This window comes from Streptomyces sp. NPDC029292 (genome assembly GCF_055569295.1).
In genome coordinates this window covers 68,164-91,248 of the sequence record NZ_JBVHXR010000026.1, presented here as the reverse complement: position 1 = coordinate 91,248, position 23,085 = coordinate 68,164, and the positions used below count along the sequence as shown (strand labels likewise).

17 protein-coding genes and 1 pseudogene are annotated in these 23,085 nt (G+C 70.7%); 13 read left to right on the top strand and 5 right to left on the bottom strand.

Annotated elements, in window-relative coordinates; translation table 11 throughout:
• Window positions 1-155 precede the first annotated feature (155 nt).
• The 6 genes from ACZ4WS_RS40715 (at window position 156) to ACZ4WS_RS40690 (ending at window position 7,270) form a co-directional block, all read left to right on the top strand.
• On the top strand, window positions 156-1,445 hold the full coding sequence (locus ACZ4WS_RS40715) for an extracellular solute-binding protein (RefSeq protein WP_467988222.1): 1,290 nt from the start codon (window positions 156-158) through the stop codon (window positions 1,443-1,445).
• A gap of 141 nt (window positions 1,446-1,586) precedes the next feature.
• Complete coding sequence (locus ACZ4WS_RS40710; RefSeq protein ID WP_467988220.1) at window positions 1,587-2,585, top strand: carbohydrate ABC transporter permease; 999 nt, start codon at window positions 1,587-1,589, stop codon at window positions 2,583-2,585.
• A 12-nt stretch (window positions 2,586-2,597) separates the two neighbouring features.
• Complete coding sequence (locus tag ACZ4WS_RS40705) at window positions 2,598-3,509, top strand: sugar ABC transporter permease (RefSeq protein WP_467988219.1); 912 nt, start codon at window positions 2,598-2,600, stop codon at window positions 3,507-3,509.
• A gap of 80 nt (window positions 3,510-3,589) precedes the next feature.
• On the top strand, window positions 3,590-5,239 hold the full coding sequence (locus ACZ4WS_RS40700; RefSeq protein ID WP_467988218.1) for a glycoside hydrolase family 13 protein: 1,650 nt from the start codon (window positions 3,590-3,592) through the stop codon (window positions 5,237-5,239).
• Window positions 5,240-5,264: 25 nt separating this feature from the next.
• A complete protein-coding gene (locus ACZ4WS_RS40695) occupies window positions 5,265-6,299 on the top strand; it encodes a LacI family DNA-binding transcriptional regulator (RefSeq protein ID WP_467988217.1) in 1,035 nt (344 codons plus the stop codon).
• 110 nt (window positions 6,300-6,409) lie between these two features.
• A complete protein-coding gene (locus ACZ4WS_RS40690) occupies window positions 6,410-7,270 on the top strand; it encodes a phosphatase PAP2 family protein (protein ID WP_467988216.1) in 861 nt (286 codons plus the stop codon).
• A 206-nt stretch (window positions 7,271-7,476) separates the two neighbouring features.
• Here the strand turns inward: ACZ4WS_RS40690 and ACZ4WS_RS40685 are convergent, their stop codons facing one another.
• Both ACZ4WS_RS40685 and ACZ4WS_RS40680 read right to left on the bottom strand, forming a co-directional pair.
• Complete coding sequence (locus tag ACZ4WS_RS40685; RefSeq protein ID WP_467988214.1) at window positions 7,477-9,048, bottom strand: amidohydrolase; 1,572 nt, start codon at window positions 9,046-9,048, stop codon at window positions 7,477-7,479.
• 26 nt (window positions 9,049-9,074) lie between these two features.
• Window positions 9,075-10,535: an APC family permease gene (locus tag ACZ4WS_RS40680; RefSeq protein WP_467988213.1), complete on the bottom strand. Its 1,461-nt coding sequence runs from the start codon at window positions 10,533-10,535 to the stop codon at window positions 9,075-9,077.
• Window positions 10,536-10,703: 168 nt separating this feature from the next.
• On the opposite strand from ACZ4WS_RS40680, the gene ACZ4WS_RS40675 reads away from it, so the two are divergent.
• Window positions 10,704-11,309, top strand: coding sequence for a TetR/AcrR family transcriptional regulator C-terminal domain-containing protein (locus tag ACZ4WS_RS40675; RefSeq protein WP_467988211.1), 606 nt, complete (start codon window positions 10,704-10,706; stop codon window positions 11,307-11,309).
• 4 nt (window positions 11,310-11,313) lie between these two features.
• Here ACZ4WS_RS40675 and ACZ4WS_RS40670 read toward each other — a convergent pair.
• Both ACZ4WS_RS40670 and ACZ4WS_RS40665 read right to left on the bottom strand, forming a co-directional pair.
• Window positions 11,314-11,974 (bottom strand): annotated as a pseudogene (locus ACZ4WS_RS40670) (LysR substrate-binding domain-containing protein); the annotation flags it as partial.
• Window positions 11,893-14,889 (bottom strand): bifunctional [glutamine synthetase] adenylyltransferase/[glutamine synthetase]-adenylyl-L-tyrosine phosphorylase, encoded by a 2,997-nt coding sequence (locus ACZ4WS_RS40665; RefSeq protein WP_467988210.1) that lies wholly within the window; start codon window positions 14,887-14,889, stop codon window positions 11,893-11,895. The gene ACZ4WS_RS40665 and the pseudogene ACZ4WS_RS40670, both read right to left, overlap by 82 nt.
• A gap of 391 nt (window positions 14,890-15,280) precedes the next feature.
• On the opposite strand from ACZ4WS_RS40665, the gene ACZ4WS_RS40660 reads away from it, so the two are divergent.
• The 4 genes from ACZ4WS_RS40660 (at window position 15,281) to ACZ4WS_RS40645 (ending at window position 19,060) form a co-directional block, all read left to right on the top strand.
• Window positions 15,281-15,721 carry a VOC family protein gene (locus tag ACZ4WS_RS40660; RefSeq protein WP_467988209.1) on the top strand — a complete coding sequence of 147 codons (441 nt, stop codon included), beginning with the start codon at window positions 15,281-15,283 and terminating at the stop codon, window positions 15,719-15,721.
• Window positions 15,722-15,829: 108 nt separating this feature from the next.
• The gene (locus tag ACZ4WS_RS40655; RefSeq protein WP_467988208.1) at window positions 15,830-16,717 is read left to right on the top strand and encodes an alkaline phosphatase family protein; all 888 of its coding nucleotides are present in this window, start codon (window positions 15,830-15,832) and stop codon (window positions 16,715-16,717) included.
• Between the two features lies 1 nt (window position 16,718).
• Window positions 16,719-18,041 (top strand): MFS transporter, encoded by a 1,323-nt coding sequence (locus tag ACZ4WS_RS40650; protein WP_467988207.1) that lies wholly within the window; start codon window positions 16,719-16,721, stop codon window positions 18,039-18,041.
• On the top strand, window positions 18,038-19,060 hold the full coding sequence (locus ACZ4WS_RS40645) for a TolB family protein (protein WP_467988205.1): 1,023 nt from the start codon (window positions 18,038-18,040) through the stop codon (window positions 19,058-19,060). The genes ACZ4WS_RS40650 and ACZ4WS_RS40645 overlap by 4 nt, the downstream gene beginning before the upstream one ends.
• An 11-nt stretch (window positions 19,061-19,071) precedes the next feature.
• Here ACZ4WS_RS40645 and ACZ4WS_RS40640 read toward each other — a convergent pair whose 3' ends face one another.
• Complete coding sequence (locus tag ACZ4WS_RS40640; RefSeq protein ID WP_467988204.1) at window positions 19,072-20,094, bottom strand: Lrp/AsnC family transcriptional regulator; 1,023 nt, start codon at window positions 20,092-20,094, stop codon at window positions 19,072-19,074.
• A 153-nt stretch (window positions 20,095-20,247) separates the two neighbouring features.
• Between ACZ4WS_RS40640 and ACZ4WS_RS40635 the strand changes: the two genes are divergently transcribed.
• Together ACZ4WS_RS40635 and ACZ4WS_RS40630 are read left to right on the top strand one after the other, a co-directional pair.
• Window positions 20,248-21,465, top strand: coding sequence for a M20 metallopeptidase family protein (locus ACZ4WS_RS40635; RefSeq protein WP_467988202.1), 1,218 nt, complete (start codon window positions 20,248-20,250; stop codon window positions 21,463-21,465).
• On the top strand, window positions 21,462-22,889 hold the full coding sequence (locus tag ACZ4WS_RS40630; RefSeq protein WP_467988201.1) for an MFS transporter: 1,428 nt from the start codon (window positions 21,462-21,464) through the stop codon (window positions 22,887-22,889). The genes ACZ4WS_RS40635 and ACZ4WS_RS40630 overlap by 4 nt, the downstream gene beginning before the upstream one ends.
• The last annotated feature ends 196 nt before the right edge of the window (window positions 22,890-23,085 follow it).

Here is a 23,085-nt window from a genome sequence, read left to right as displayed (position 1 = left end):
GCTTGCAGGATCTTGCAGAAAGTTCCTTGCAACGTCTTTCGCAAGGACTTGCAGCACTGTTACTTTCCTGCACAGCCCGGCGGCCGTCGAAGGGACAGACGGCACCCGCGGTCCTCCCAAGGGAAGATCCGGGCCACCCTCTTCTAGGAGTTCATATGCGACGTGGCATATCGATCGCCGCCGCGGTGACTGTCATCGCGCTGACCGCGACAGCCTGTGGTGGTTCCGACGACGATTCGTCGAGCAAGCCGAAAGCCGCCAAGGACATTTCCGGGACGATCACGTACTGGGACACATCGGACGCGGCGACCGAGGCTCCGACGTACAAGGCCCTCATCAAGAAGTTCGAGGCCAAGTACCCGAAGATCAAGGTGAACTACCAGAACGTCCCGTTCACCGACGTGGAGCAGAAGTTCAAGTCGGCCGCGAAGAGCGGCAAGGGCGCCCCCGACGTCGTCCGCACCGACGTGGGCCTGATGGCCGAGTACGCGTCGCTGGGCTACATCGCCCCGCTCGATGGCACCACCGCGCTGAAGGACACCTCGGACTTCAGCGAGACCCCGCTGAACACCGCCAAGTACAAGGGCAAGACGTACGGCGTCCCTTCTGTCACCGACACCCTGGGCCTGCTCTACAACAAGGCGCTGCTCAAGAAGGCCGGCATCGCCGAGCCGCCCACCACCTGGGACGAGTTCATCGCCGACTCGAAGACCATCAAGAAGAAGACCGGGGCGTACGGCACCTACCTCAACCCCGACTCGTACTTCCTGCTCCCGCTGCTCTACAGCAACGGCGCGGACATGGCCGACACCTCGTCCAAGAAGATCACCATCAGTGACGCCAACGCCGTCACCGCGCTGAACACCGCGAAGAAGATCCAGGACGAGGCGTCGATGAAGGTCGACTTCGCGAACGCCTACCAGAACATGCAGACGGCCTTCAAGACCGGCAAGGTCGCCATGCTGATCCAGGGCCCCTGGTCGGTCAGCGACACCCTGTCGGGCAAGTCGTTCAAGGGCAACGAGGCCAACCTCGGCTACGCGCCCGTCCCGGCCGGCACCGGCGGCAAGGCGCAGGCCCCGACCGGCGGTCACAACCTCGCGGTCTACCAGGGCTCCAAGAACCTGGACGCCAGCTACCTCTTCACGCAGTTCATGACGTCCACCGCGAGCCAGGTCACCATCGCCACGAAGACCGGCACCCTGCCGACCCGCACGTCGGCCTACACGTCCGAGGTCACCGCGAACTCCAAGATCGCCGGCTTCAAGCCGATCCTGGAGCAGACCGCCCGCCCGCGCGTCGCGCTTCCGCAGGTCGGCTCGCTCTTCACGCCGCTCGCACAGAACTACGTGAAGATCCTGCAGGGCAGCACGTCGGTCAAGGACGGCCTGGGCAGCACCGCCAAGGAGTTCCAGAAGCTCCTGCCCGGCTACTCCATCGGCTGACCCGGCACTCAGTAGCCAACCGGTAACCGAAGAACACGCAGCCCCGGGGAACTGTTTCCCCGCTGCCGCCCCGAACGGGGCTCCCCGGGGCTGCGGAACCACCCAGCCTTCAGCAGTTCCGCCGCGAAAGAGCCGATGAGGATGACGACCGCAGCGAGCACCGAGAAGACCAACAAGTCAGCGCGAGGCAAGAACGCCGAGCGCCCCCCACGCGTTTCGGCACTCAGGCGGTCCTGGGACAAGCACTGGTACGCCTGGGCCATGGTGACCCCGGTCGCCATCGTCCTGTCCGTCCTCGTCCTGTATCCGCTCGGATACGGCTTCTACCAGTCGCTGACCGACGCCAACGAGTCGAACGTCGCGACCACCATCGGCGCCTTCCACCGCCCGGCCACGTACAAGTTCGTCGGCCTCGACAACTACTGGCACGTCCTGTCCGGCGCGGACAGCGACTTCTACCCGCGCCTGTGGTGGACGATCATCTGGACCGTGGTCGGCGTGGGACTGATGGTCGGCCTCGGCATGGGGCTCGCGGTGCTGCTCAACCGCAAGATGCGCCTGCGCGGCTTCTACCGGGCGATGCTGATCCTGCCCTGGGCCGTCCCGTCGTTCATCGGCGTCTTCGCCTGGCGGCTGATGCTCAACTCCCAGTACGGCGTCTTCAACGAGATCATCACGGCGTTCGGCCTGCCGGCGCAGGACTGGCTCGGCACCCCGTTCTCCCAGAAGGTCGCCGTCATCATGGTGAACGTCTGGGTCGGCATCCCCTTCAACATGGTCGCGATCCTCGGCGGACTCCAGTCCATCCCCAAGGAGCTGTACGAGGCCTCCGAGATGGACGGCGCCTCCCCCTGGCAGCGGTTCGTGAACGTCACGCTGCCGGGCCTGCGTCCGGTGACCAACACCATCATCCTGTTGGGCTGCATCTGGACGTTCAACATGTTCAACATCATCTATCTGCTGCTGGGCAACAACACGAGCGGCGACGCCGACATCCTCGTCACCTTCGCCTTCCGCAAGGCGTTCACCGGCATCTCGGACTACGCGGGCGCGGCGACGTACGGGATCATCATCCTCGCCCTCCTGCTGGCCTTCTCGACCTTCTACCGCCGCAACACCCTGAAGTCCGAGCAGGCGTAAGGAGCCATCGTCATGACCGCAGCAACCCACGAGACCTCCGCCACCGCTCCCGCCGTCGCCGACCGCTCGGCCACGGCCGCCCCGCGCAAGGTGCGCGGCCGTGAGGAGCGCAGCCTCGGCTCCTCGATCGCCCTGCACGGCACGCTGATCCTGGCCACGGTGATCGCGGCCTTCCCGGTGGTGTGGATCCTCTTCATCTCGCTCGGCCCGAAGAACGCCTGGCAGGAGCCGGGCGAGGTGCTCAAGAACCTGAGCTTCCACAACTACAGCGACGTACTGACCAACACGGACCTGCCGAAATGGTTCCTGAACACGGTGATCGTGGCGGGCGGCACCACCGCACTCGGCGTATTCCTGGCGGCAACCGCCGGTTACGCGGTGTCCCGGATGAGGTTCCCGGGCAGCAGGCAGCTGATGTGGACGTTCCTGGTCACTCAGATGTTCCCCAGTATCGTGCTGATCGTGCCGCTGTATCTCCTCATGTCCGAGCTGGACCTGCTGGACAACTACCTCGGCCTGATCCTGGCGTACGCGACGACGGCGGTGCCGTTCTGCGCCTGGATGATGAAGGGGTACTTCGACACCATCCCCAAGGAGATAGACGAGGCGGGCCGGGTCGACGGGCTCACCCCGTTCGGCACGTTCTGGCGGCTGATCGTGCCGCTGGCCAAGCCGGGGCTCGCGGTGACCGCGTTCTACAGCTTCCTGACCGCCTGGGGCGAGGTCGCGTACGCCACGCAGTTCATGCAGTCCGACCACTACACGCTCGCCGTCGGCATCCGCACCTTCGCCCAGGAACAGCGGCCCGACTGGGCATGGACCTCGGCCACGGCGATCATCATCACCATTCCGGCGGCCCTCGTCTTCATGCTGGTGCAGCGCAGCCTGGTCTCCGGGCTGACGGCCGGCGGCACCAAGGCCTAGCGGCCTCCGCGTCCTTCGCGGGCTCCCCCGCAGTTCGAGCTAGCGCTTCCGTCGTTCCCCCCGCACCCCTAAGGGAATCCATGACCCAGCACGTCACCGACGCACTCCCCACCGACGCCTCCTCCGCCGCCTCCGGGCGCCGGGAGTGGTGGCGCGACGCGGTCATCTACCAGGTCTATCCGCGCAGTTTCGCCGACGGCAACGGCGACGGCATGGGCGATCTGCCCGGCGTCCGGGCCCGGCTTCCCTACCTCAAGGAACTCGGCGTCGACGCGGTGTGGCTGTCCCCCTTCTACGCCTCCCCGCAGGCGGACGCGGGCTACGACGTCGCCGACTACCGTGCCGTCGACCCGATGTTCGGCAACCTCACGGACGCCGACGACCTGGTCCGCGCCGCGCACGCGCTCGGTCTGCGCGTGATCGTCGACCTGGTGCCCAACCACTGCTCGGACCACCACGAGTGGTTCAAGCAGGCACTCCGGGAGGGCACCGGCTCGCCGATCCGGGAGCGCTTCCACTTCCGGCCCGGCAAGGGCAAGAACGGTGAACTGCCGCCCAACGACTGGGAGTCCATCTTCGGCGGCCCGGCCTGGACCCGGGTCGAGGACGGCGAGTGGTACCTCCACCTGTTCGCGCCCGAGCAGCCCGACTTCAACTGGGACCACCCGGCCGTGCACGACGAGTTCCGCTCGATCCTGCGGTTCTGGCTGGACCTGGGCATCGACGGCTTCCGCATCGACGTGGCGCACGGTCTGGTGAAGGCGGCGGGCCTGCCCGACATCGGCCACGACGAGCAGGTCAGGCTGCTCGGCACGGAGGCCGTGCCGTACTTCGACCAGGACGGCGTGCACGAGATCTACCGCAGCTGGCGGCGCATCCTCGACGAGTACACCGGTGAGCGCATCGCGGTGGCCGAGGCGTGGACGCCGACCGTCGAGCGCAGCGCCCTGTACCTGCGCCCGGACGAGCTGCACCAGGCCTTCAACTTCACCTATCTCACCACCGGTTGGAACGCGGCGGACCTGCGCGAGGTCATCGACCGCTCGCTCAGCGCCATGAACGCCGTGCACGCGCCCGCCACGTGGGTGCTCTCCAACCATGACGTGGTACGGCACTCCACGCGCCTCGCGGAAGGGGACGAGGCGCGTGGTCTGCGTCGGGCCAGGGCGGCGACCCTGCTCATGCTGGCGCTGCCCGGCTCGGCGTATCTCTACCAGGGCGAGGAGCTCGGTCTGCCCGAGGTCGTCGACCTGCCCGACGAGGTCCGCCAGGACCCGGCGTTCTTCCGCAGCGCGGGCCAGGACGGCACGCGCGACGGCTGCCGGGTCCCGCTGCCGTGGTCCGGCGAGGTCGCGCCGTTCGGCTTCGGTCCGGTCGAGGGCGGCCCGAGCTGGCTGCCGCAGCCGGCCTCCTGGAAGCACCTGACGGTCGAGGCGCAGGAGGGCGACCCCACCTCGACGTTGGAGTTCTACCGCAGCGCGCTCGCGGTGCGCCGCGACCACCCGGCGCTCGGCGCGGGCCGCCAGATCACCTGGCTGCCGGCCCCGGAGGGTGTGCTGGCCTTCCGCCGGGACACAGAAGAAGGCTCCATCATCTGCACGGTGAACCTCACCGCGACCCCGATCCCCCTCCCCACCCCCGGCACGCTGCTGCTCGCCAGCGCGGACGTCGAGCCGGGTGCCGGAACGACCGAAGTGCCCGCGGATTCAACGGTCTGGTGGGCAGTCTGAGATGCGACCGGTACAGTCCAATCCTGTGACCACACGGCTTGCCGACATCGCAGCCCAGGCGGGGGTCAGCGAGGCGACTGTCAGCCGCGTCCTGAACGGGAAGCCGGGCGTCGCCGCGACCACCCGCCAGTCCGTGCTGGCCGCGCTCGACGTCCTGGGCTACGAGCGCCCCGTACGTCTGCGGCAGCGCAGCGAGGGCCTGGTGGGCCTGATAACCCCCGAGCTCGAGAACCCCATATTTCCGGCCCTGGCGCAGGTCATCGGCCAGGCGCTGACCCGGCAGGGCTATACGCCGGTCCTCGCGACCCAGACGCCGGGCGGCTCCACCGAGGACGAGCTGACGGAGATGCTGGTGGACCGCGGTGTCGCGGGCATCATCTTCGTCTCAGGGCTGCACGCGGACACCTCCGCGGACATGCAGCGCTACGAGCAGTTGCGCGCCCAGGGTGTCCCCTTTGTCCTCGTGGACGGCTTCTCGCCGAAGGTGCAGGCGCCGTTCATCTCGCCCGACGACCGCGCGGCGATGGCTCTCGCCGTCACCCACCTCGTCTCGCTCGGGCACACCCACATCGGACTCGCCCTGGGTCCCAAGCGGTTCGTGCCCGTGCAGCGCAAGATCGAGGGCTTCGTGCGAACGATGCAGGAGCAGTTGGGCCTGGCCCCCGCCGACATCGAGGAGCGACTGGTCCAGCACTCGCTGTACACGCTGGAGGGCGGTCAGGCCGCCGCCGCCGCTCTCATGGACCGCGGCTGCACGGCCGTCGTCTGCGCCAGCGACATGATGGCGCTCGGCGCGATACGCGCGGCGCGCCAGCGCGGCCTGGAGGTCCCGAAGGACATCTCGGTCGTCGGCTTCGACGATTCCCCGCTCATCGCGTTCACCGACCCACCGCTCACGACGATTCGCAAGCCGGTGCCCGCCATGGGGCAGGCGGCGGTACGGACGTTGCTGGAGGAGATCGGCGGAACACCTGCGCCGCACAGTGAGTTCGTGTTCATGCCGGAGCTGGTGGTGCGTGGTTCGACCGCTTCTGCCCCCGGGGACCGGAATCGTCCCTGAGGAGGAGTGAGTACGGTCCCTGCAGGACTCCCCTCGGTGTAGAACGTGCGACCAGGACCCGACCAAGGGATGATCGGTGGGGGAAGGCTTTTCTGGCAGACTCTGTGCCTATGGGTGAGACGACCGTGACGACACTGGAAGGCCAGGAGCAGGCCCCTCCACACCCCGTCGCGGAGGAGAAGGCGGGGCAGAGTGTTGTGCGTCGGTTGCGTACCCCGCGCCGCCCCCGCTTCTGGTTCGAGATCCTCCTCATCGGGGTCAGTTACTGGACGTACTCGCTGATCCGGAACGCCGTGCCGGAGCAGCGCGGCCAGGCTCTCCGCAACACCGACTGGATCTGGCAGACGGAGCACCGCCTCGGGATCGCCGTCGAGGAGTCGGTCAACCACGCCGTGAACTCGGTGACATGGCTGATCATCGGCATGAACTATTACTACGCCACGCTGCACTTCGTGGTGACGCTGGGCGTCCTGGTGTGGCTGTACCGCGCGCACCCCGGCCGCTACGCGGCGACGCGGCTGGCTCTCTTCGCCACCACGGCGGTCGCCCTGCTCGGCTACTACTTCTACCCGCTGGCGCCGCCCCGCCTGATGAGCGGCGGCCACTTCGTCGACACGGTCCTCGTCCACGAGACCTGGGGCTCCATGGCCTCCGGCGACCTGAAGCACATGTCCAACCAGTACGCCGCGATGCCCTCCATGCACATCGGCTGGTCCCTGTGGTGCGGCCTGACCATCTTCGCCCTGGCCTCGGCCCCCTGGGCCCGCATCCTCGGCCTGCTCTACCCCGCGACCACCCTGATCGTCATCGTCTCCACGGCCAACCACTTCTGGCTGGACGCGGTGGGCGGCATGCTGTGCCTGACCTTCGGGTTCGCGGTGGCGCGGGTCTGGTACGGCACCCTGCCGTACGCGCTGCCACGCTGGGTACCAGGGACGCGGGGGGCGTCTTTGCTGCCGGTGAAGGCCTGAGGCCTCCCCGGCCGGGTTCACGGGTCACGGCCGGTTCGGCACCGCCGGACACCGCCGTCGTGCGGGCCCTGCGGACGTGTGATCGCGCCCGGGCCTGTTGATCTACGCGCACTTCGTGGAAGGGGCCGCACCGTCAGGTGCGGCCCCCTTCCATCCGCCGCGGCGCGCTCATCCACGACGGCGCGATCGGGCGGTGCCGAGCGACGTCACGCCCCGCGATGGGCCACGTGGCCGCCGGTCACGGTCAGCCGGACGGGAGCCTCCGCGAGTTCGTCCGCGGGTGCCGCCACCGGATCCAGGCCGAAGGCGGTCAGATCCGCCCGGAACCCGGGAGCGATACGCCCGGCCACGTCGGCCTCGCCCGCGGCCAGCGCCGCATGCGTCGTGCAGCCCTCCAGCGCCTGGAGCCCGGTGAGCCCGTCGCGTGCCGAGGCCGCCCCCCGGGGCGCCCGCGCGGTCGTCAGGACGCCGCGGACGTCGTAGGGGGCGATCGGCCAGTCCGAGCCCAGGGCGACCACCGCACCGGCGTCCCGCAGATCCCGGGTGCGCCAGGCGCGCCCGGCCCGCTCGGGCCCCAGCCGCCGCGACCACTCGTCGCCGTGGTCGTCCCGCGTGTACGCGGTGTGCGGCGGCTGCATGGACGCGACGACCCCGAGCCGCGCGAACCGCTCGAGCGTGCCGTCCGGCGCGGTCTCGACATGTTCGATCCGGTGCGCGAAGCGGCCTCCGGCCCCGAGCCCCTCCACCGTGTCGAGAACGTGCCGTACGGCCGCGTCCCCGATCGCGTGCGTGGCCGTACGGACACCGGCCGCGTGCAGATGCCGTACGGCGGCGGTGTACGCGGCGGGGTCGGGCCAGAACGCCTCCGTGCCCTGCCCGTGGCAGTCGGCGTGCTCCAGCCAGGCCGTGCCGCCCTCCACGGTCCCGTCCATGAAGAACTTGACCCCGCCGACCCTCCAGTGCCGCCCCCGGCGCCCCTGGAGGGCGACGAGCTCGTCCAGGGCCTCCCGGTCCGCCCCCGGCATGCACCAGGGCGCGAACCGCAGCCGTACCGGCAGCACGGTCTGGGCGGCGAGCGACTCGAGGAGCTCGAGATCGCCCAGGTCCATCACATGCGCCCCGGTCAGCCCGGTGGCCGCCATCGCGGACAGCAGCTCGACGAGCCGCGCCCGCCGCTCGTCGTACGAGGGCCGGGGCATGACCTCGGAGACCAGCTCCATCGCGGCGTGCTCGACGAGATGCCCGGTGGGCCGCCCGTCGGCGTCGCAGACGACTTCGGACCGCTGGACGAAGGCCCGCGGCCCGGTCACCCCCGCGACAGCGAGCGCCGCCCCGCTGACCAGGGCCGAGTGACCGTCGTACAGGCGCAGGAAGGCGGGCGCGCCGCCGAGTACGTCCTCGACGAGGGACCGGTGCAGGGGCCGCCCGCCGAAGGCGTTGTGGTCGAGGCCGAATCCGATGACCCACCCGTCGATGCGGGACGCGTCCCTGAGCGCGCTCCGCAGCCCGTCCAGATCCTGTACGGCGGACAGGTCGACGCCGGTGGCCATCTCCAGCCCCCACACGGGGTGACTGTGCGCGTCCACGAGCCCGGGCACCAGGTGCGCCCCCTCCAGGGGTACGACCTCGGTCCCCGGCCCGCGCCAGTCCCGTACGTCGGCCTCGTCACCGACCGCCGCGATCAGCCCGTCGCGTACGGCGACGGCGGTGGCGTACGGCCTCTCGGCATCGAGGGTGCGGACCTTGGCGCCGGTGAGGATCAGCTCGGCGGTGGGCATACGGGTAACTCCCTTGAAATGGACGTCTATTCGGCTGGCTCGGCGGCGAAGTCCGCGTACACCTGCGGTCGTTCGCGGCGCAGCCACCAGGCGAGGGCGAGACCGATGACGAAGACGGCGGGTGCCAGGAGGATCAGTACGGTGTTCACGGTGGGGGACGCACCGGTGAACAGGTCGATGTGGGTCACGACCAGCACGATGGCCGTGGCCAGCAGTACCGTCGCCACCACCGGCGCGACGACGGTCCGCAGCGCGCCCTCCTGGTGGCTCACCCGGCGGAAGTAGCAGGGCACGGCGATCGCGGCGAGCAGCTGGAGCGCGAACAGGCCGATCATTCCTGGGGTGTTGACCCACAGCAGCAGCTGCCCGTAGGGGTCGGCACCGGCCGCCCAGAAGGCGAGGACGACGACGGCACCGAGCACGGTCTGGGCGATTCCGGCGACGTACGGGGAGCGGTGGCGCGGGTGGATTCGGCCCAGCGCCCGGGGCAGTACGCCCTCTTCGGCGAGGGCGAGCCCGTACCGGTTGATGGCGTTGTGGAAGGCGAGCAGCGAGGCGAGGACGCTGGTGATGATGAAGATGTGCATCAGGTCGGCCGCCCAGCCGCCGACGTACGTCGTGATGGCGGAGAAGAAGAGCCCGCCGGGGTCCTTGGCCGCGGCCTGCACCACCTCCGCGTCCCCGAAGGCCTGGATGACGACCCAGACGACGAACGCGTAGAAGAGACCGAGGAATCCGACGGCGACGTACGTGGCGCGCGGCACCGTGCGCTCCGGATCCCGCGCCTCCCGCCGGTAGATGACGGTGGACTCGAACCCGGTGAACGCGGCGAAGGCGAAGGCGAGCACGACGGCGGTGCCGGGGACGAGCACGTTGCCGGGCGTGAAGGAGGCACCCGACAGCCCGTGCGCGCCGCCCTTGACCAGCACTCCGGCCGCGAGCAGGACGAGTATCCCGGTCTCGGCGACGAGCAGGACGCCCAGGAGTTTCGCGCCGAAGTCGATGGACCGGTAACCGCCGTAGCCGATGACGAGCAGTCCGGCCAAGGACACCGGCAGCCAGGGGACTTCGGTCCCGAAGAGGGCGTGCACGGTGTCCTGGGTGGCGGTGCCGAGGAGCCCGTAGACGCCGATCTCCATGCCGTTGTAGCCGAGCAGAGCGAGCAGCGCGGCGGCGATGCCGACCGGGCGGCCGAGGCCGCGGGTGATGTACGCGTAGAAGGCACCGCCGCTGCGCACGCGCCGGCTCATGGTCGTGAACCCGATGGCGAATATGGCGAGCGTGACGCCTGCCAGCAGATACCCGACGGGTGCGCCGATCCCGCCGAGCAGGATCGCGAGCGGGGCGACGCCCGCCATGACGGTGAGCGGGGCGGCGGCCGAGACGACGAAGAAGGCGATGTCGGCGGTGCCGAGGGAGCCGGAGCGGAGGGTCGCCGTGGGGGTCGGCGTTCTCTCCTCGGAGGTCCCGGAGGTGGTGACGGGCATGCGAGGGAAGCCCTTCTGGCGGGGGCGGGGAGGGTTCCGGGGCGTGCGGGGCGACCCGGGATCCCGGAGCTGCTGCGGCACCCGGGATCCGTAAACCTAAAGGCTTTCGGTTTCCGCAATGTAACCTCCCGTTGGGCATCCGGGAAGACCTCAGGGAGAGCACAGATCATGGGACGGCCGCGCACACCACTCCTCGACCTCGAGCGCATCGCCAGGACGGCGCTCGAACTGATCGATGAGCGGGGCGAGTTCAGCGTGCCGCAGATCGCCAAGCGGCTCGGCGTGCAGACCGGCTCGGTGTATCACCATGTGGACGGCCGCGACGGCATCGTGGAGCTGCTGCGCGAACGCGTGGCCTCGGCCATCGACACCGCGACCCTCTCCCTCACCCCCTGGGATACGGCCCTGGCCGCCTGGGCCCGCTCCTACCGCGCGGCCTTCGCGGCCCACCCCAGGGCGATCCCGCTCCTGACGACTTCACCCGTACGGGCTCCACGCGTCCTGGAGCAGTACGAGCGCGCGGTCACCCTCCTCCTGGACGCCGGCTTCGCCCTGCCCGACGTGATGCCCGTGATCATCGCCCTGGAGAACCTGGTCCTCGGCTCGGCCCTGGACCTGGCGGCCCCGGAGACGATGTGGGAACTCCCGGACGACACGACGACACCCCGCCTCGCCGCGGCGCTGGACGCGGTGGGCGAGGGCCGGGCGGACCGGGCGTTCGAGCTGGCGCTGGAGGGGTTCCTGGCGCACGCGAGGGCCCTGCAGGCGGCGTGAGCGGCTACGAGCCCGGGCGGGCCGCGCCCCGGAGCGCGTCCAGCAGCCCCCGCAGTGCAGGGGTGCGCGGGAGCCGTCTCGCGTACGGCCGCGTAGATCGCCCGCAGCGGCTCGGGCGCACGGACCCACCGGACGACGACATCAGGATGGTGTCCCCCCAGCCCGAGCCGGGGAATCAGACTCACGCCCAGCCCCGCGGCCACGAACCCCTGAGCGGTGACGTAGTCCTCGCTCTCCACCACGAACTCGGGGCGGAACCCGGCGGCGGCACAGGCGTCGAGCTGAGCGGCGAGACACGGTCCGGGCCACTCGCTGCCGACCCACGGTTCGTCCGCGAGGTCGGCCAGATCGAGGGTCCGCCTGCCCGCGAGCCGATACCCCTTGGGTAGTACGGCGCGGTACGGATCGTCGAGCAGATGGACCAGCCGTACGCCCTCGGGACCGGGCTCACCGGTCCGTACGACGATCGCCAGATCGGCGCGCCCTTCCTTCACGTCGGGGAGCGGATCCTCGGGGTCGGTCAGCTTCAACTCGACCTGTACGCCTGGGTGACGACCCACCCTGCCGCCCCGCCGGCGAGGCGTCACGCCCCGTAGAACAGCTCCTCCACGACGGCCCGAGCCCGCCGCGTAGTCCGCCGATAGTCGTCGAGCATGTCCCCGACGTGACCGGGCCCGTACCCCAAGTACCGCCCCACAGCCGCAAGTTCACGCCCGTCCGACGGAAACGTGTCCCCGGCCCGCCCCCGCACCAGCATCACGGCATTGCGCACACGCGAAGCAAGCACCCACGCCTCATCCAGGATCGCCGCGTCCTCTCCGGAGAGGAGCTCCGCCGCGAAGGCGGCCGCGAGCGCCTCCCGGGTGCGCGTCGTGCGCAACCCCGGCTCCGCCCACCCGTTCTGCAGCTGGAGCAACTGCACGGTCCACTCGACGTCGGACAGCCCCCCGCGCCCGAGCTTGGTGTGCAGCGTGGGGTCGGCGCCGCGCGGCAACCGCTCCGACTCCATCCGGGCCTTCAGCCGCCGGATCTCCCGCACGGCCTCGTCCCCGAGCCCCTCCGCCGGATACCGCAGCGGATCGATCAGCTCGATGAAGCGGCGCCCCAAGTCCTCGTCCCCCGCCACGATTTCGGCCCGCAGCAGCGCCTGGGACTCCCAGACCAGAGACCAGCGCCGGTAGTACGCCTCGTACGAGTTCAGCGTCCGTACGAGCGGCCCCGACTTGCCCTCGGGCCGCAGATCCGCGTCGATGAGCAACGGCGGATCCGCACTCGGGATCTGGAGCAGCCGCCGCATCTCGGAGACCACGGTGTTCGCGGCCCGAGAGGCCTCCTGCTCATCGACACCGTCCCGCGGCTCATGCACGAACAGCACGTCCGCGTCGGACCCGTAACTCAGCTCGTGCCCCCCGAACCGCCCCATGCCGATGACCGCGAACTTGGTGGGCAGGGTCTCGCCCCACTCGTCCCGGACCACGGCCCGCAGCGTGCCCGCGATCGTCGCAGCCGTCAGATCGGAGACCGCGCTCCCCACGAGGTCGACCAGCGCACCCTGGTCGGCCTGGGCCGGCGTCTCCTCGGTGCCGTACGAGCCGACGATGTCCGTGGCCGCCGTACGGAACAGCTCACGCCGCCGCACCCCACGCGCGGCGGCGACCGCCTGCTCGCCCCCGGTGGCCCGCCGCACCGCCGCGAGGATCTCCTGCTCCAGATGGGCACGGGAGCGTGGTTCGAGCCCGCCACCGTCCCCGTCGCCGAGCAGCGCCACCGCCTCGGGGGCGCGCATCAGCAGGTCGGGAGCGAGCCGCCCCGCGGACAGCACCCGCGCGAGGTTCTCGGCCGCGGCACCCTCGTCCCTCAACAGCCGTAGATACCAAGGGGTCTTGCCCAGCGCGTCGGACACCTTGCGGAAGTTGAGCAGCCCCGCGTCCGGGTCGGCGGAATCCGCGAACCACCCCAACAACACGGGCAGCAAGGTCCGTTGAATCGCGGCCTTGCGCGTGACTCCGGAGGCCAGCGCCTCCAGGTGACGCAGCGCCGCGGCCGGATCGGCGTACCCGAGTGCGACGAGCCGCTCCCGCGCCGCGACGGGGCTCAACCGGGCCTCGCCGGGGGCGAGTTGGGCGACGGCGTCGAGCAGTGGACGGTAGAAGAGCTTCTCGTGCAGCCGCCGTACGACGGCCGCGTGCCGCTTCCACTCACGGTTCAGCTCGGCGACCGGGTCGGACCGCAGCCCGAGCGACCGCCCGATACGCCGCTGATCGGCCTCGTCCTCGGGCACAAGATGCGTGCGCCGCAGCCGGTAGAGCTGAATCCGGTGCTCCATGGACCGCAGAAACCGGTACGCGGCATCGAGCTGCACGGCGTCGGCGCGCCCCACGTACCCACCCGCCGCCAGCGCCTTCAGCGCGTCCAGCGTGGTCCCGCTGCGCAGCGAGGTGTCGGCCCGGCCGTGCACCAACTGGAGCAGCTGCACGGCGAATTCGACGTCACGCAGTCCCCCGGGACCGAGCTTCAGCTCACGCTCGATCTCGGCGGCGGGGATGTTCTCGACGACCCTGCGCCGCATCTTCTGCACGTCGGTGACGAAGTTCTCGCGCTCGGCGGCGTGCCAGACGAGGGGCGCGAGCGTGGCGACGTACTTCTCGCCGAGTTCGAGGTCCCCGGCCACCGGCCGGGCCTTGAGCAGTGCCTGGAACTCCCAGGTCTTGGCCCAGCGCTGGTAGTAGGCGAGATGGCTGCTGAGTGTCCGGACGAGAGGACCGTTTCTGCCCTCCGGCCGCAGGTTGGCGTCGACCGGCCAGATGGTGCCCTCGACGGTCGTCTCGGAGCAGATCCGCATCATGTGCGAGGCGAGCCGGGTGGCGGCCTGGACGGCCTTGCCCTCGTCGGCGCCCTCCGCGGCCTCCCCCACGAAGATCACATCGACGTCGGACACGTAATTGAGCTCGTGGCCCCCGCACTTGCCCATCGCGATGACCGCGAGCCGGCACAGCGCGGCGTCGTCGGGCCCGGCGGCCTTGGCGATGGCGAGCGCGGCGCGCAGGGTCGCGGTGGCGAGGTCGGCGAGTTCGGCGGCGGTCTGGGCGAGGTCGGTGGTGCCGCACACGTCGCGCGCGGCGATGGACAGCAGGCAGCGGCGGTAGGCGACGCGCAGCGAGACGGGGTCGGTCGCCTCGGCGAGCCCCCGCTCGAACTCCTCCACCCCGGGGTGGAGGTCCTGCGGCTCGTAGGTCACGAGCGCCTGCCAGTCGCTCGGGTGCCGGGCGAGATGGTCGGCGAGCGCGGCGGAGGCGCCGAGCACGCCGAGCAGCCGGTCCCGCAGCGGCTTCGCCGCGATCAGGGTGTCGAGCAGCTCCCGCCGGTCCGTGTGACCGTTCTGCGCCTCGACGAGCCGGACGAGCCCGAGCAGCGCCAGATCCGGATCGGCGGTCGCGCCCAGCGCGTCCAGGAGCACCGGGTCGGACCGTATGGGCGCCAGCTCGGCGCTCTCCAGGAGCCGCTCGGCGGCCGACGGATCGGTGAAGCCGTGCCGCAGCAGCCGCGAGAAGGTAGTGCTCCTGCGCCCCGGCGCCGTCATCCTCGGCCTCCTGTCGGATCACCCTCGTACGAGCCGTCGGATCAAGGTCGTACGAGCCCGAGCCTAACCGCAGAATTTGCGGGAAGCGCCGGGGCGGGCACCGCGAACGGACCCCCGGGGCGACCGCGACCCCCGGGCCGCAGGCCGTGACCCGGCCGGCCGGGGCCGAGCTCTACTGGCTGTCGACGGTTCGGCTGGACGGACGGCCGCATGTGACACCGCTCCTCGGTGTCTGGCAGGAAGGGCCCTCTCTTGTCTTTTCCGTGGCGCCGCGCACCGCTTTCGGGTTCGGTAAGGGAGAGCCGTTCAGCCGGACGCGCCGGCGGTTCGAGTGACGTACGACGGCGACGGACGGCGTGACCGACATGACGTACGACAAGGGAGTCGTTCCATGGACATGACCCTCGAAGTGATCCTGCTGCCGGTTTCCGACGTGGACCGGGCCAAGGAGTTCTACCGGGACAAGGTCGGATTCCACGTCGATCTGGACGGTGAGGTCATGGAGGGGGTGAGGATCGTGCAGCTGACGCCGCCCGGCTCCGGTTGTTCCATCGCGCTGATCGACGGCCTCCAGATCCCGACGGGGACGCCGAAGCCGGGGACGTACCACGGGATGCAGCTGTGCGTCGCCGACGCGAAGGCGGCGTACGAGGAGCTGACCGCCCGGGGCCTCGACGTCAGCGAGCCGGTGGCGTTCTCGCCACAGGACGGAGCCACGTTCATGTACTTCAAGGATCCCGACGGGAACGGATGGGCGATCCAGGAGTACCGGCAGCGGGCGACGAAGCCTCTGCACCAGTTGCTCGGCGAGCTCGCCGCTCAGCGGCAGTAGTTCATCCGCTCTTCATCCCGCCGGTTGGGTGGCGTGGGGCGAGGGAATGTTGGCGTGCGCATGCTCTGTCCGCACCGCCAACGTCCTCTCCCCCACCGGAGGTCTGAAGTGTCCGGCAGAAACGTGTACCGCCGCAGTCGTGCCGTCGTGGCGTCCGCCCTCGCCTTCACCGCAGCCGCGGTAGGGCTGTGGACCGGGCTCGGCGGCTCGTCCACCGCGCATGCCGCGGCCGCGGTCCCGACCCCGGACCACGTCGTCGTCGTGGTCTTCGAGAACCACGCGTACAGCCAGGTGATCGGCTCCTCCAGCGCCCCGTACATCAACTCGCTCAAGACCGGCGGCGCCAACCTCTCCCAGTCGTACGCCGAGACGCACCCGAGCCAGCCCAACTACTTCGCCCTGTTCTCCGGCGCCACCCAGGGCATCACGGACGACAGCTGCTACACGCCCGGCTTCTCCTCCGCCCCGAACCTCGCCTCCGAGCTGATCGCCGCGGGGAAGACGTGGGCGAGCTACAACGAGACGCTGCCCAGCCAGGGTTCGACGACGTGCAGCAGCGGCAACTACGCGCGCAAGCACAACCCGTGGTTCGGCTTCAGCAACGTACCGACGTCGAGCGCCAAGACCTTCGCGCAGTTCCCGACGGACTACACGACGCTCCCGCAGGTCTCCTTCGTGGTCCCGAACCTGTGCAGCGACATGCACGACTGCTCGGTGGCCACGGGTGACACCTGGCTGAACAACAACCTGAGCGCGTACGCGACCTGGGCCAAGACCCACAACAGCCTGCTCGTCGTCACCTTCGACGAGGACAACCGGCTCGCCGGCAACCGCATCCCGACCGTTCTCTACGGCCAGCAGGTGACCGCGGGCTCCTCCTCCACCACCACCTACAACCACTACGACCTGCTGCGGACGCTGGAGGACATGCACGGCCTCCCGCACGCGGGCAACGCCGCCTCCGGCAAGGACATCACCGGCATCTGGACGTCCTGAGATGTACGTGGCGGACAGCCGCGCCAGTACGACAGCGGTCACGTCCGCGGAAGGCGCCGCCCGGCCCCGTGCCGGGCGGCGCCGTGCCGCGGTCGCTCCCACCGTGCTGGCGCTCGGCACGGTCAGTCTGATCACCGACGTCTCCTCGGAGATGGTGACGGCGGTGCTGCCCCTGTACCTGGTGACCGGCCTCGGCCTGTCCCCGCTGGGCTTCGGGCTCCTCGACGGGATCTACAACGGCTTCTCGGCGCTGGTGCGGCTGGTCGGCGGGCATCTCGCGGACCGGGGCGGCGGCCGCCACAAGTGGGTCGCCGGCTTCGGCTACGGCCTGTCGGCGGTGTGCAAGCCGTTGTTGCTGCTGGCGCACTCTTTGACTCCGATCGGGCTGATCCTGGCGGCGGACCGCACGGGCAAGGGCCTGCGCACGGCCCCGCGCGACGCGCTGATCTCGCTGTCGAGCACACCGGAGACCCGCGGCCGTGCCTTCGGCGTGCACCGGGCCATGGACACGGCGGGCGCGCTGTTCGGCCCTCTCGTGGCCTTCCTGATCCTCCGGGCCACGGTCGACGGCTACGACGCGGTGTTCACGGTGAGCTTCTGTGTGGCCGTGGTGGGTGTGCTGGTCCTGGTGCTGTTCGTGCCGGGCGGCTCGCGTACGAAGTCCGAGGGCGCCCCCGACTCCCGTACGAAGCCCGAAGGCACCCCCGCGCAAGCCGCGCCCCGTCCCACCCTCCGCGCCGCCCTCGCCCTCCTGCACCGCCGCGACCTGCGCCGTATCACCGTCTGCGCCCTCCTCCTCGGCCTGGCCACGGTCAGCGACTCGTTCATCTACCTCCTCCTCCAGCGACGCCTGGGCGTACCGGACCGCTGGTTCGCGCTGCTCCCCCTCGGCACGGCGGCCGCGTTCCTCCTCCTGGCCGTCCCACTCGGCCGGCTCGCGGACAGGATCGGCCGCTGGCGGGTGTTCCTGGCCGGCCACGGCGCCCTGCTCGTCGCGTACGCCCTCCTGCTCACGTCCTGGCACGGGACAGCGCTGCCGTACGCCGTCCTGCTCCTGCACGGCGGCTTCTACGCGGCGACGGACGGTGTGCTGATGGCCGCGGCCTCGGACAGCGTGCCGGAGGAGCTGCGCTCGTCGGGGCTCGCGCTGGTCCAGACGGGGCAGGCGCTGGCCCGTTTCGTCTGCTCGCTCGGCTTCGGCGCGGCCTGGACCGCGTGGGGCGACCGTACGGCGCTCACCGCCTCGGCGGTGGCGCTCGCCTGCTGCGCACTGTTCTCGCTGAGCCTCCGCCCGACAGCACCGCCCTCGGAAGGCCCCGCATGACTCTCCGTACCCGCATCCTCGTCCTGGTCTCGGCGCTCGTGGTCCTGGCGGGCGTGGCCACGGCGTCCGTGCTGCACGCCTCGGCCCGCGCGGACCGCAGGAACCAGACCCAGCCGGGCGGCCCGAAGATCACCGCGGGCACCGTCGCACTGACCGGCGACAACGGCCGCATGATCTTCCGCAACATGGCGTGGGGCCCGCACCGCGACGAGCTGACGACGGTCCCTGCGTCCGACCCGTCGGGCCCGCGCACGGCCTCCAAGGTCAAGTGCCTGCGCTTCTACGCGGCTTCGGGCACCGGAGTGTGCCTCCAGGCGGTGCACGGCGCGGTCCAGGACACCTACCGGGCCGTCACCCTCGACGCACACCTCCACGAGACGGCCCGCTACGACGTTCCCGGCATCCCGTCCCGCGCCCGCGTCTCGCCCAGCGGCCGGTACGCCGCGTGGACGGCCTTCGTGGGCGGTGACTCGTACGCGGGGACGAACTTCTCGACCCGTGCGGCCATCGTGGACACCCGGACGGGGAAACTGACGCCGTCCCTGGAGGCGTATCGCATCGTGAAGGACGGCAGGGCGTACCACGCGGCGGACGTGAACTTCTGGGGCGTCACGTTCGCGAGCGACGACCGCACCCTCTACGCGACCCTGGCGACGAAGGGCAAGACGTACCTGATCCGCGGCGACCTCCGCACCCGCACGGTCACCACCCTCCACACGAACGTCGAATGCCCGTCCCTCTCCCCCGACGGCACCCGCATCGCCTTCAAGAAGCGCGTGAAGGGCCTCCCCAAGGACGCCCCCTGGCACCTGTACGTCCTCGACCTCCGCACGATGCGCGAAACCCCCCTCGCCGAGGCCCGCAGTGTCGACGACCAGGCGGTCTGGCGCGACGACCACACGATCGTCTACGCCCTGCCGGGCGACTACGGGGCGGACCTCTACGAGATCCCGGCCGACGGGACGGGAAAACCCCGGCGGATCAGCACGGCGGCGGTGTCACCCGCGTACGTCGGCTGAGTCGGACGGCGTCAGGCGCGGCCCGACACCGCTGCTTCCTTCCACAGCGCGAGCGGTGTCGCACCGACCCGGTAGCCGTCCTCGTCCAGCAGATGGCCACTGAGTTTCATGGGCCCCAGGGCGACCGCGCGGTCGGTGACGTTCAGGTCCGGGGCCTGTTCGGCAAGACGGATCTCGAAGCGCTGCGCGTCGTCGAGGGAGCGTACCCAGGCGACGAGATGCAGGTTGTGCCGGCTGATGACGCTGGCGCACAGACGTACTTCGCGCATGCCGGTGATCCGCTGGGCGACCTCCTGCAGCCGCGCGGCCGGGACACGGCCCCAGAGGGTCACCCCGACCGGCCAGTCCGACAGGGGGCGGGCCACTTCGCAGCGGGCGTGCAGCAGGTCCGCCGCGAAGAGCCGCCGGACGTGACGGCGGACGGTGTCCGGGTTCGCGTCGCACCGCTCGGCCAGCGCGCGGTAGGTGGCCCGGCCGTCCACGGAGAGGGCTGTGATCAGCCGATGGTCCAGTGCGGTGAGGGGGAAGGCGGGCGCGGCCGTACGACGTGCGGGCTCGTCCGCAGTGAGCACCGCGACCTGTTCCCGGCTCAGGGCGCGCAGGCGCCAGCGGCTGGCCTCCGCATGGACCCGCCCGGCCAGGTGAGTGCGGACGGCCCGTACCCCCTCCAGCGCGGCGAGTTCGCCGGTCGTCCACCGGGTGAGGGAGGCCAGGTCGCGGGCCATGACGTTCAGCAGCAGGTCACGGTCCCCGCTGACCTGCGACAGCGCCGCGACATGCGGTGCGGCGGCCAGCACGCGCGCCACGTCGGACAGGCGGCCGGGAGCGCAGTCGACCTCGACGAAGGCCAGACACCCCTGCCCGGAGCCGGCCAGCGCGGGGGCGGGGTGGCAGCTGATCCAGGCGGCACCGGCCTCGGTCAGCCGCTGCCAACGTCGGGCCACCGTCACGGCGTCCAGGCCGAGCGCGGCACCGATCCGCGCCCAGCTCACCCGCGGGGCGACCTGGAGGGCGTGCACCAGTGCCTGGTCCACATCACCCAGAGAATGACGTGAATCCTGCGCCACTTCGCACCTCCCCACATGTTTCCTGCACTTTTGGCCCGCCAACCGGCCAGAGCTTCAATCTGAACCCGGTACGCCCGGACCGTACCAGTCAGTCACGAAGCACCAGGAGGTCGATCCGGCATGTCGGTCGTGGAACGCGCCAAGGAACTGCAGCCCGAGCTCGTACAACTGCGTCGCTCGCTGCACCGGGAACCGGAGCTGGGCCTCCATCTCCCGCGCACCCAGGAGAAGGTGCTCGCGGCCCTCGACGGACTCCCGCTGGAGATCACCCTCGGCAAAAAACTCACCTCCGTCACCGCCGTGCTGCGCGGCCAGAAGCCCGGCGGCGCGGTCCTGTTGCGCGGCGACATGGACGCCCTGCCCGTCACCGAGGAGAGCGGGTTGGCGTACGCCTCCGGGGTTCCCGGCCGGATGCACGCCTGCGGGCACGATCTGCACACGGCCGGGCTCGTCGGTGCGGCCAGACTGCTGGCCGAGCGGCGCGAGCACCTGCACGGCGACGTGGTGTTCATGTTCCAGCCCGGCGAGGAGGGCCACGACGGGGCCGGCACGATGATCGAGGAGGGCGTGCTGGAAGCGGCAGGCCGGCCGCTCGACGCGGCGTACGCGCTGCACGTGGCGGCCAACCGGGTGCCCGGCGGTGTCGTGATCACCCGTTCCGGCACCATCACCTCCGCCTCCGACCGGCTGGTCGTGACCGTGCGGGGCAAGGGCGGCCACGGCTCGGATCCTGCCACCGCCAAGGATCCGATCCCGGTCGCCTGCGAGATGGTCACGGCGCTGCAGACCTGGGTGACGCGGACCTTCAACATCTTCGACCCGGTCGTCGTCACCGTCGGCACCTTCCACGCCGGCACCAAGTCCAACGTCATCCCGGACCATGCCGAGTTCGAGGCCACCGTGCGCAGCTACTCCGAAAGCGCACAGGAGCGGCTCGCCGAAGGACTGCCACGGCTGATGACCTCCATCGCCGCCGCCCACGGCCTGGACGCGGAGGCCGTCTACAAGTTCGACTACCCCGTCACCGTCAACGACGCCGACGAGACCGCCTTCGCCCTCGCCGCCGCCCGCGACCTGTTCGACCCGCGCGAGGTCTGGGAGTCCCCGCAGCCCAGCAACGGCTCCGAGGACTTCGCCCTCGTCCTGAAGCGTGTCCCCGGCGCGATGCTGATGGTGGGTGCCGCACCCGAGGGCGCCGACTGGCAGGGCGCGCCGATGAACCACTCTCCGCGCGCGGTCTTCGACGACCGCGTGCTGTACCGGCAGGCGGCGCTGCTGTCCGAGCTCGCCGAGCGCCGTCTGGCGGACACGGGGACGTCCGCGGGGACGGCCGCGTGACGACGTCAGCGGGGGCGGGGGAACTTCCTGTCCGCGTCCGCGCCGTCGTCGGAGTCCTGGTCGTCTTCGAGCTGTTCAGCGGGTTCGTCCAAGGCGCGGACGCACCCCTGCTGCCCGCGGTGCAGGACACGTGGCACGTCGGCGCCGCCGACGCCCAGTGGTTCATGACCATGAATTACCTCGCGGCGGCGGTCACCGTGCCCGCCCTGGGGCGCCTCGGCGACCTCTACGGCCACCGGCGTGTGCTGCGCATCGCGCTGCTGTGCGTCACGGCCGGCACTCTCCTGGTCGCCCTCGCCGGCAGCTATCCGATGATGCTCGCCGGCCGCGTCCTGATGGGAGCCCTCGCCTCCCTGCTGCCCCTGGAGATCGGCCTCGTGCGCGGCAGGCTGGACGCACCGGGCGCGCGCCGTGCGATCGGCCTGCTGGTCGCGGCTCTGACTCTGGGCTCCCTGCTCGGCCATGCCCTTTCGGGTGCGCTGCTGGGGATCTTCGGCGGGGTACGCGTGGCGTTCGCGGCGCTGGCGGTGCTCTCACTGCTCTGCACGGTCCTGGCCTGGTGCGCCGTACCGGAGTCCGGCCACCGCTCTCCGGGGCGTATGGACTGGGCGGGCGCCGTCCTGCTGGGACTCACCCTTGTCGTCCTGCTCGGTGCCCTCTCCCGCGCCACGGCCTGGGGCTGGGCTTCACTCCCCATGTCCGGGGCGCTTCTGCTGACGGCCGCGCTCGGCTGGGCCTGGCTGCGCACCCAACTCGCCCGTCCGGACGCCCTCGTAGACGTCCGCGCGATGGCCCGGCGCGTACTCGCCCCGCACTACGCGGCCGGGTTCGTGCTCGGCGCGGTCCTGCTCGCCGGGCAGTCCGTCGCCGTCACCTACCTGGCCGCCGACCCGGCCGAGGGCGGCTACGGCTTCGGCCTGACCACCTTGCAGATCGGCCTGTGGAGCGTGATCCCCAGCGTCCTCGGCATGGCCGCCTCCGTTCTGGTCCCGTTCATCGGAGCCCGCACCGGATACCGCCGGATGCTGGTGCTCGCTTCGATCCTGACGGCTGTCGGCTACGCGGGTCTGATCCTCACCCGCACCGATCTGCCCCTGTTCATCGCGGCCTACTCCGTGGCGGGCTTCGGCATGGGCCTGTCCCAGGGCGGCCTGCCCACGGTGATCGCCGAAGGCAGCGCCCACGACCGCGCCGCGAGCGGCACCGCCGTCTACAACAACCTCAAGACACTGGGCGGCAGCATCGCGGGCGCGTGCTCCTCCGTCGTCCTCGGCTCGCTGGTCGTCGGTGCGTCGGACATTCCCTCCGGCACCGCCTATCTCGTGCTCTGGGGTCTCGGCTGCACCGCGTGCGCCGCCGCGGCCGCGCTTCAGGCTTTCAGCGGGCGCGCCGCCCCGGACCGGGCGCGGGCACTTGCGACCTGATTCAAGACAGCACGCCCGGTACATTCGCTGTTGGGCTTGGGACCGTCAAGACGGGATCACCCAGGAACAGTGAGACGCCGCGGGGGGGGGGGGGGGGGGGCGGGGGGGGCGGGGGGGGGGGGGGGGGAGGAAGGGGGGGGGGGGGGGGTCTTCCGCGAGAGGAAGAGGGGAGTTGGGGGGGAGGGAGGGGGGGGAG

Excerpts from the sequence above, each read along its gene's own strand:
- ACZ4WS_RS40685 (WP_467988214.1), bottom strand. The coding sequence starts at position 9,048 with ATGCCCACCGCCGAGCTGATCCTCACCGGCGCCAAGGTCCGCACCCTC.
- ACZ4WS_RS40715 (WP_467988222.1), top strand. The coding sequence starts at position 156 with ATGCGACGTGGCATATCGATCGCCGCCGCGGTGACTGTCATCGCGCTG.
- ACZ4WS_RS40650 (WP_467988207.1), top strand. The coding sequence starts at position 16,719 with ATGTACGTGGCGGACAGCCGCGCCAGTACGACAGCGGTCACGTCCGCG.
- ACZ4WS_RS40705 (WP_467988219.1), top strand. The coding sequence starts at position 2,598 with ATGACCGCAGCAACCCACGAGACCTCCGCCACCGCTCCCGCCGTCGCC.
- ACZ4WS_RS40665 (WP_467988210.1), bottom strand. The coding sequence starts at position 14,889 with ATGACGGCGCCGGGGCGCAGGAGCACTACCTTCTCGCGGCTGCTGCGG.
- ACZ4WS_RS40675 (WP_467988211.1), top strand. The coding sequence starts at position 10,704 with ATGGGACGGCCGCGCACACCACTCCTCGACCTCGAGCGCATCGCCAGG.
- ACZ4WS_RS40645 (WP_467988205.1), top strand. The coding sequence starts at position 18,038 with ATGACTCTCCGTACCCGCATCCTCGTCCTGGTCTCGGCGCTCGTGGTC.
- ACZ4WS_RS40635 (WP_467988202.1), top strand. The coding sequence starts at position 20,248 with ATGTCGGTCGTGGAACGCGCCAAGGAACTGCAGCCCGAGCTCGTACAA.
- ACZ4WS_RS40700 (WP_467988218.1), top strand. The coding sequence starts at position 3,590 with ATGACCCAGCACGTCACCGACGCACTCCCCACCGACGCCTCCTCCGCC.
- ACZ4WS_RS40660 (WP_467988209.1), top strand. The coding sequence starts at position 15,281 with ATGGACATGACCCTCGAAGTGATCCTGCTGCCGGTTTCCGACGTGGAC.
- ACZ4WS_RS40710 (WP_467988220.1), top strand. The coding sequence starts at position 1,587 with ATGACGACCGCAGCGAGCACCGAGAAGACCAACAAGTCAGCGCGAGGC.
- ACZ4WS_RS40690 (WP_467988216.1), top strand. The coding sequence starts at position 6,410 with ATGGGTGAGACGACCGTGACGACACTGGAAGGCCAGGAGCAGGCCCCT.
- ACZ4WS_RS40680 (WP_467988213.1), bottom strand. The coding sequence starts at position 10,535 with ATGCCCGTCACCACCTCCGGGACCTCCGAGGAGAGAACGCCGACCCCC.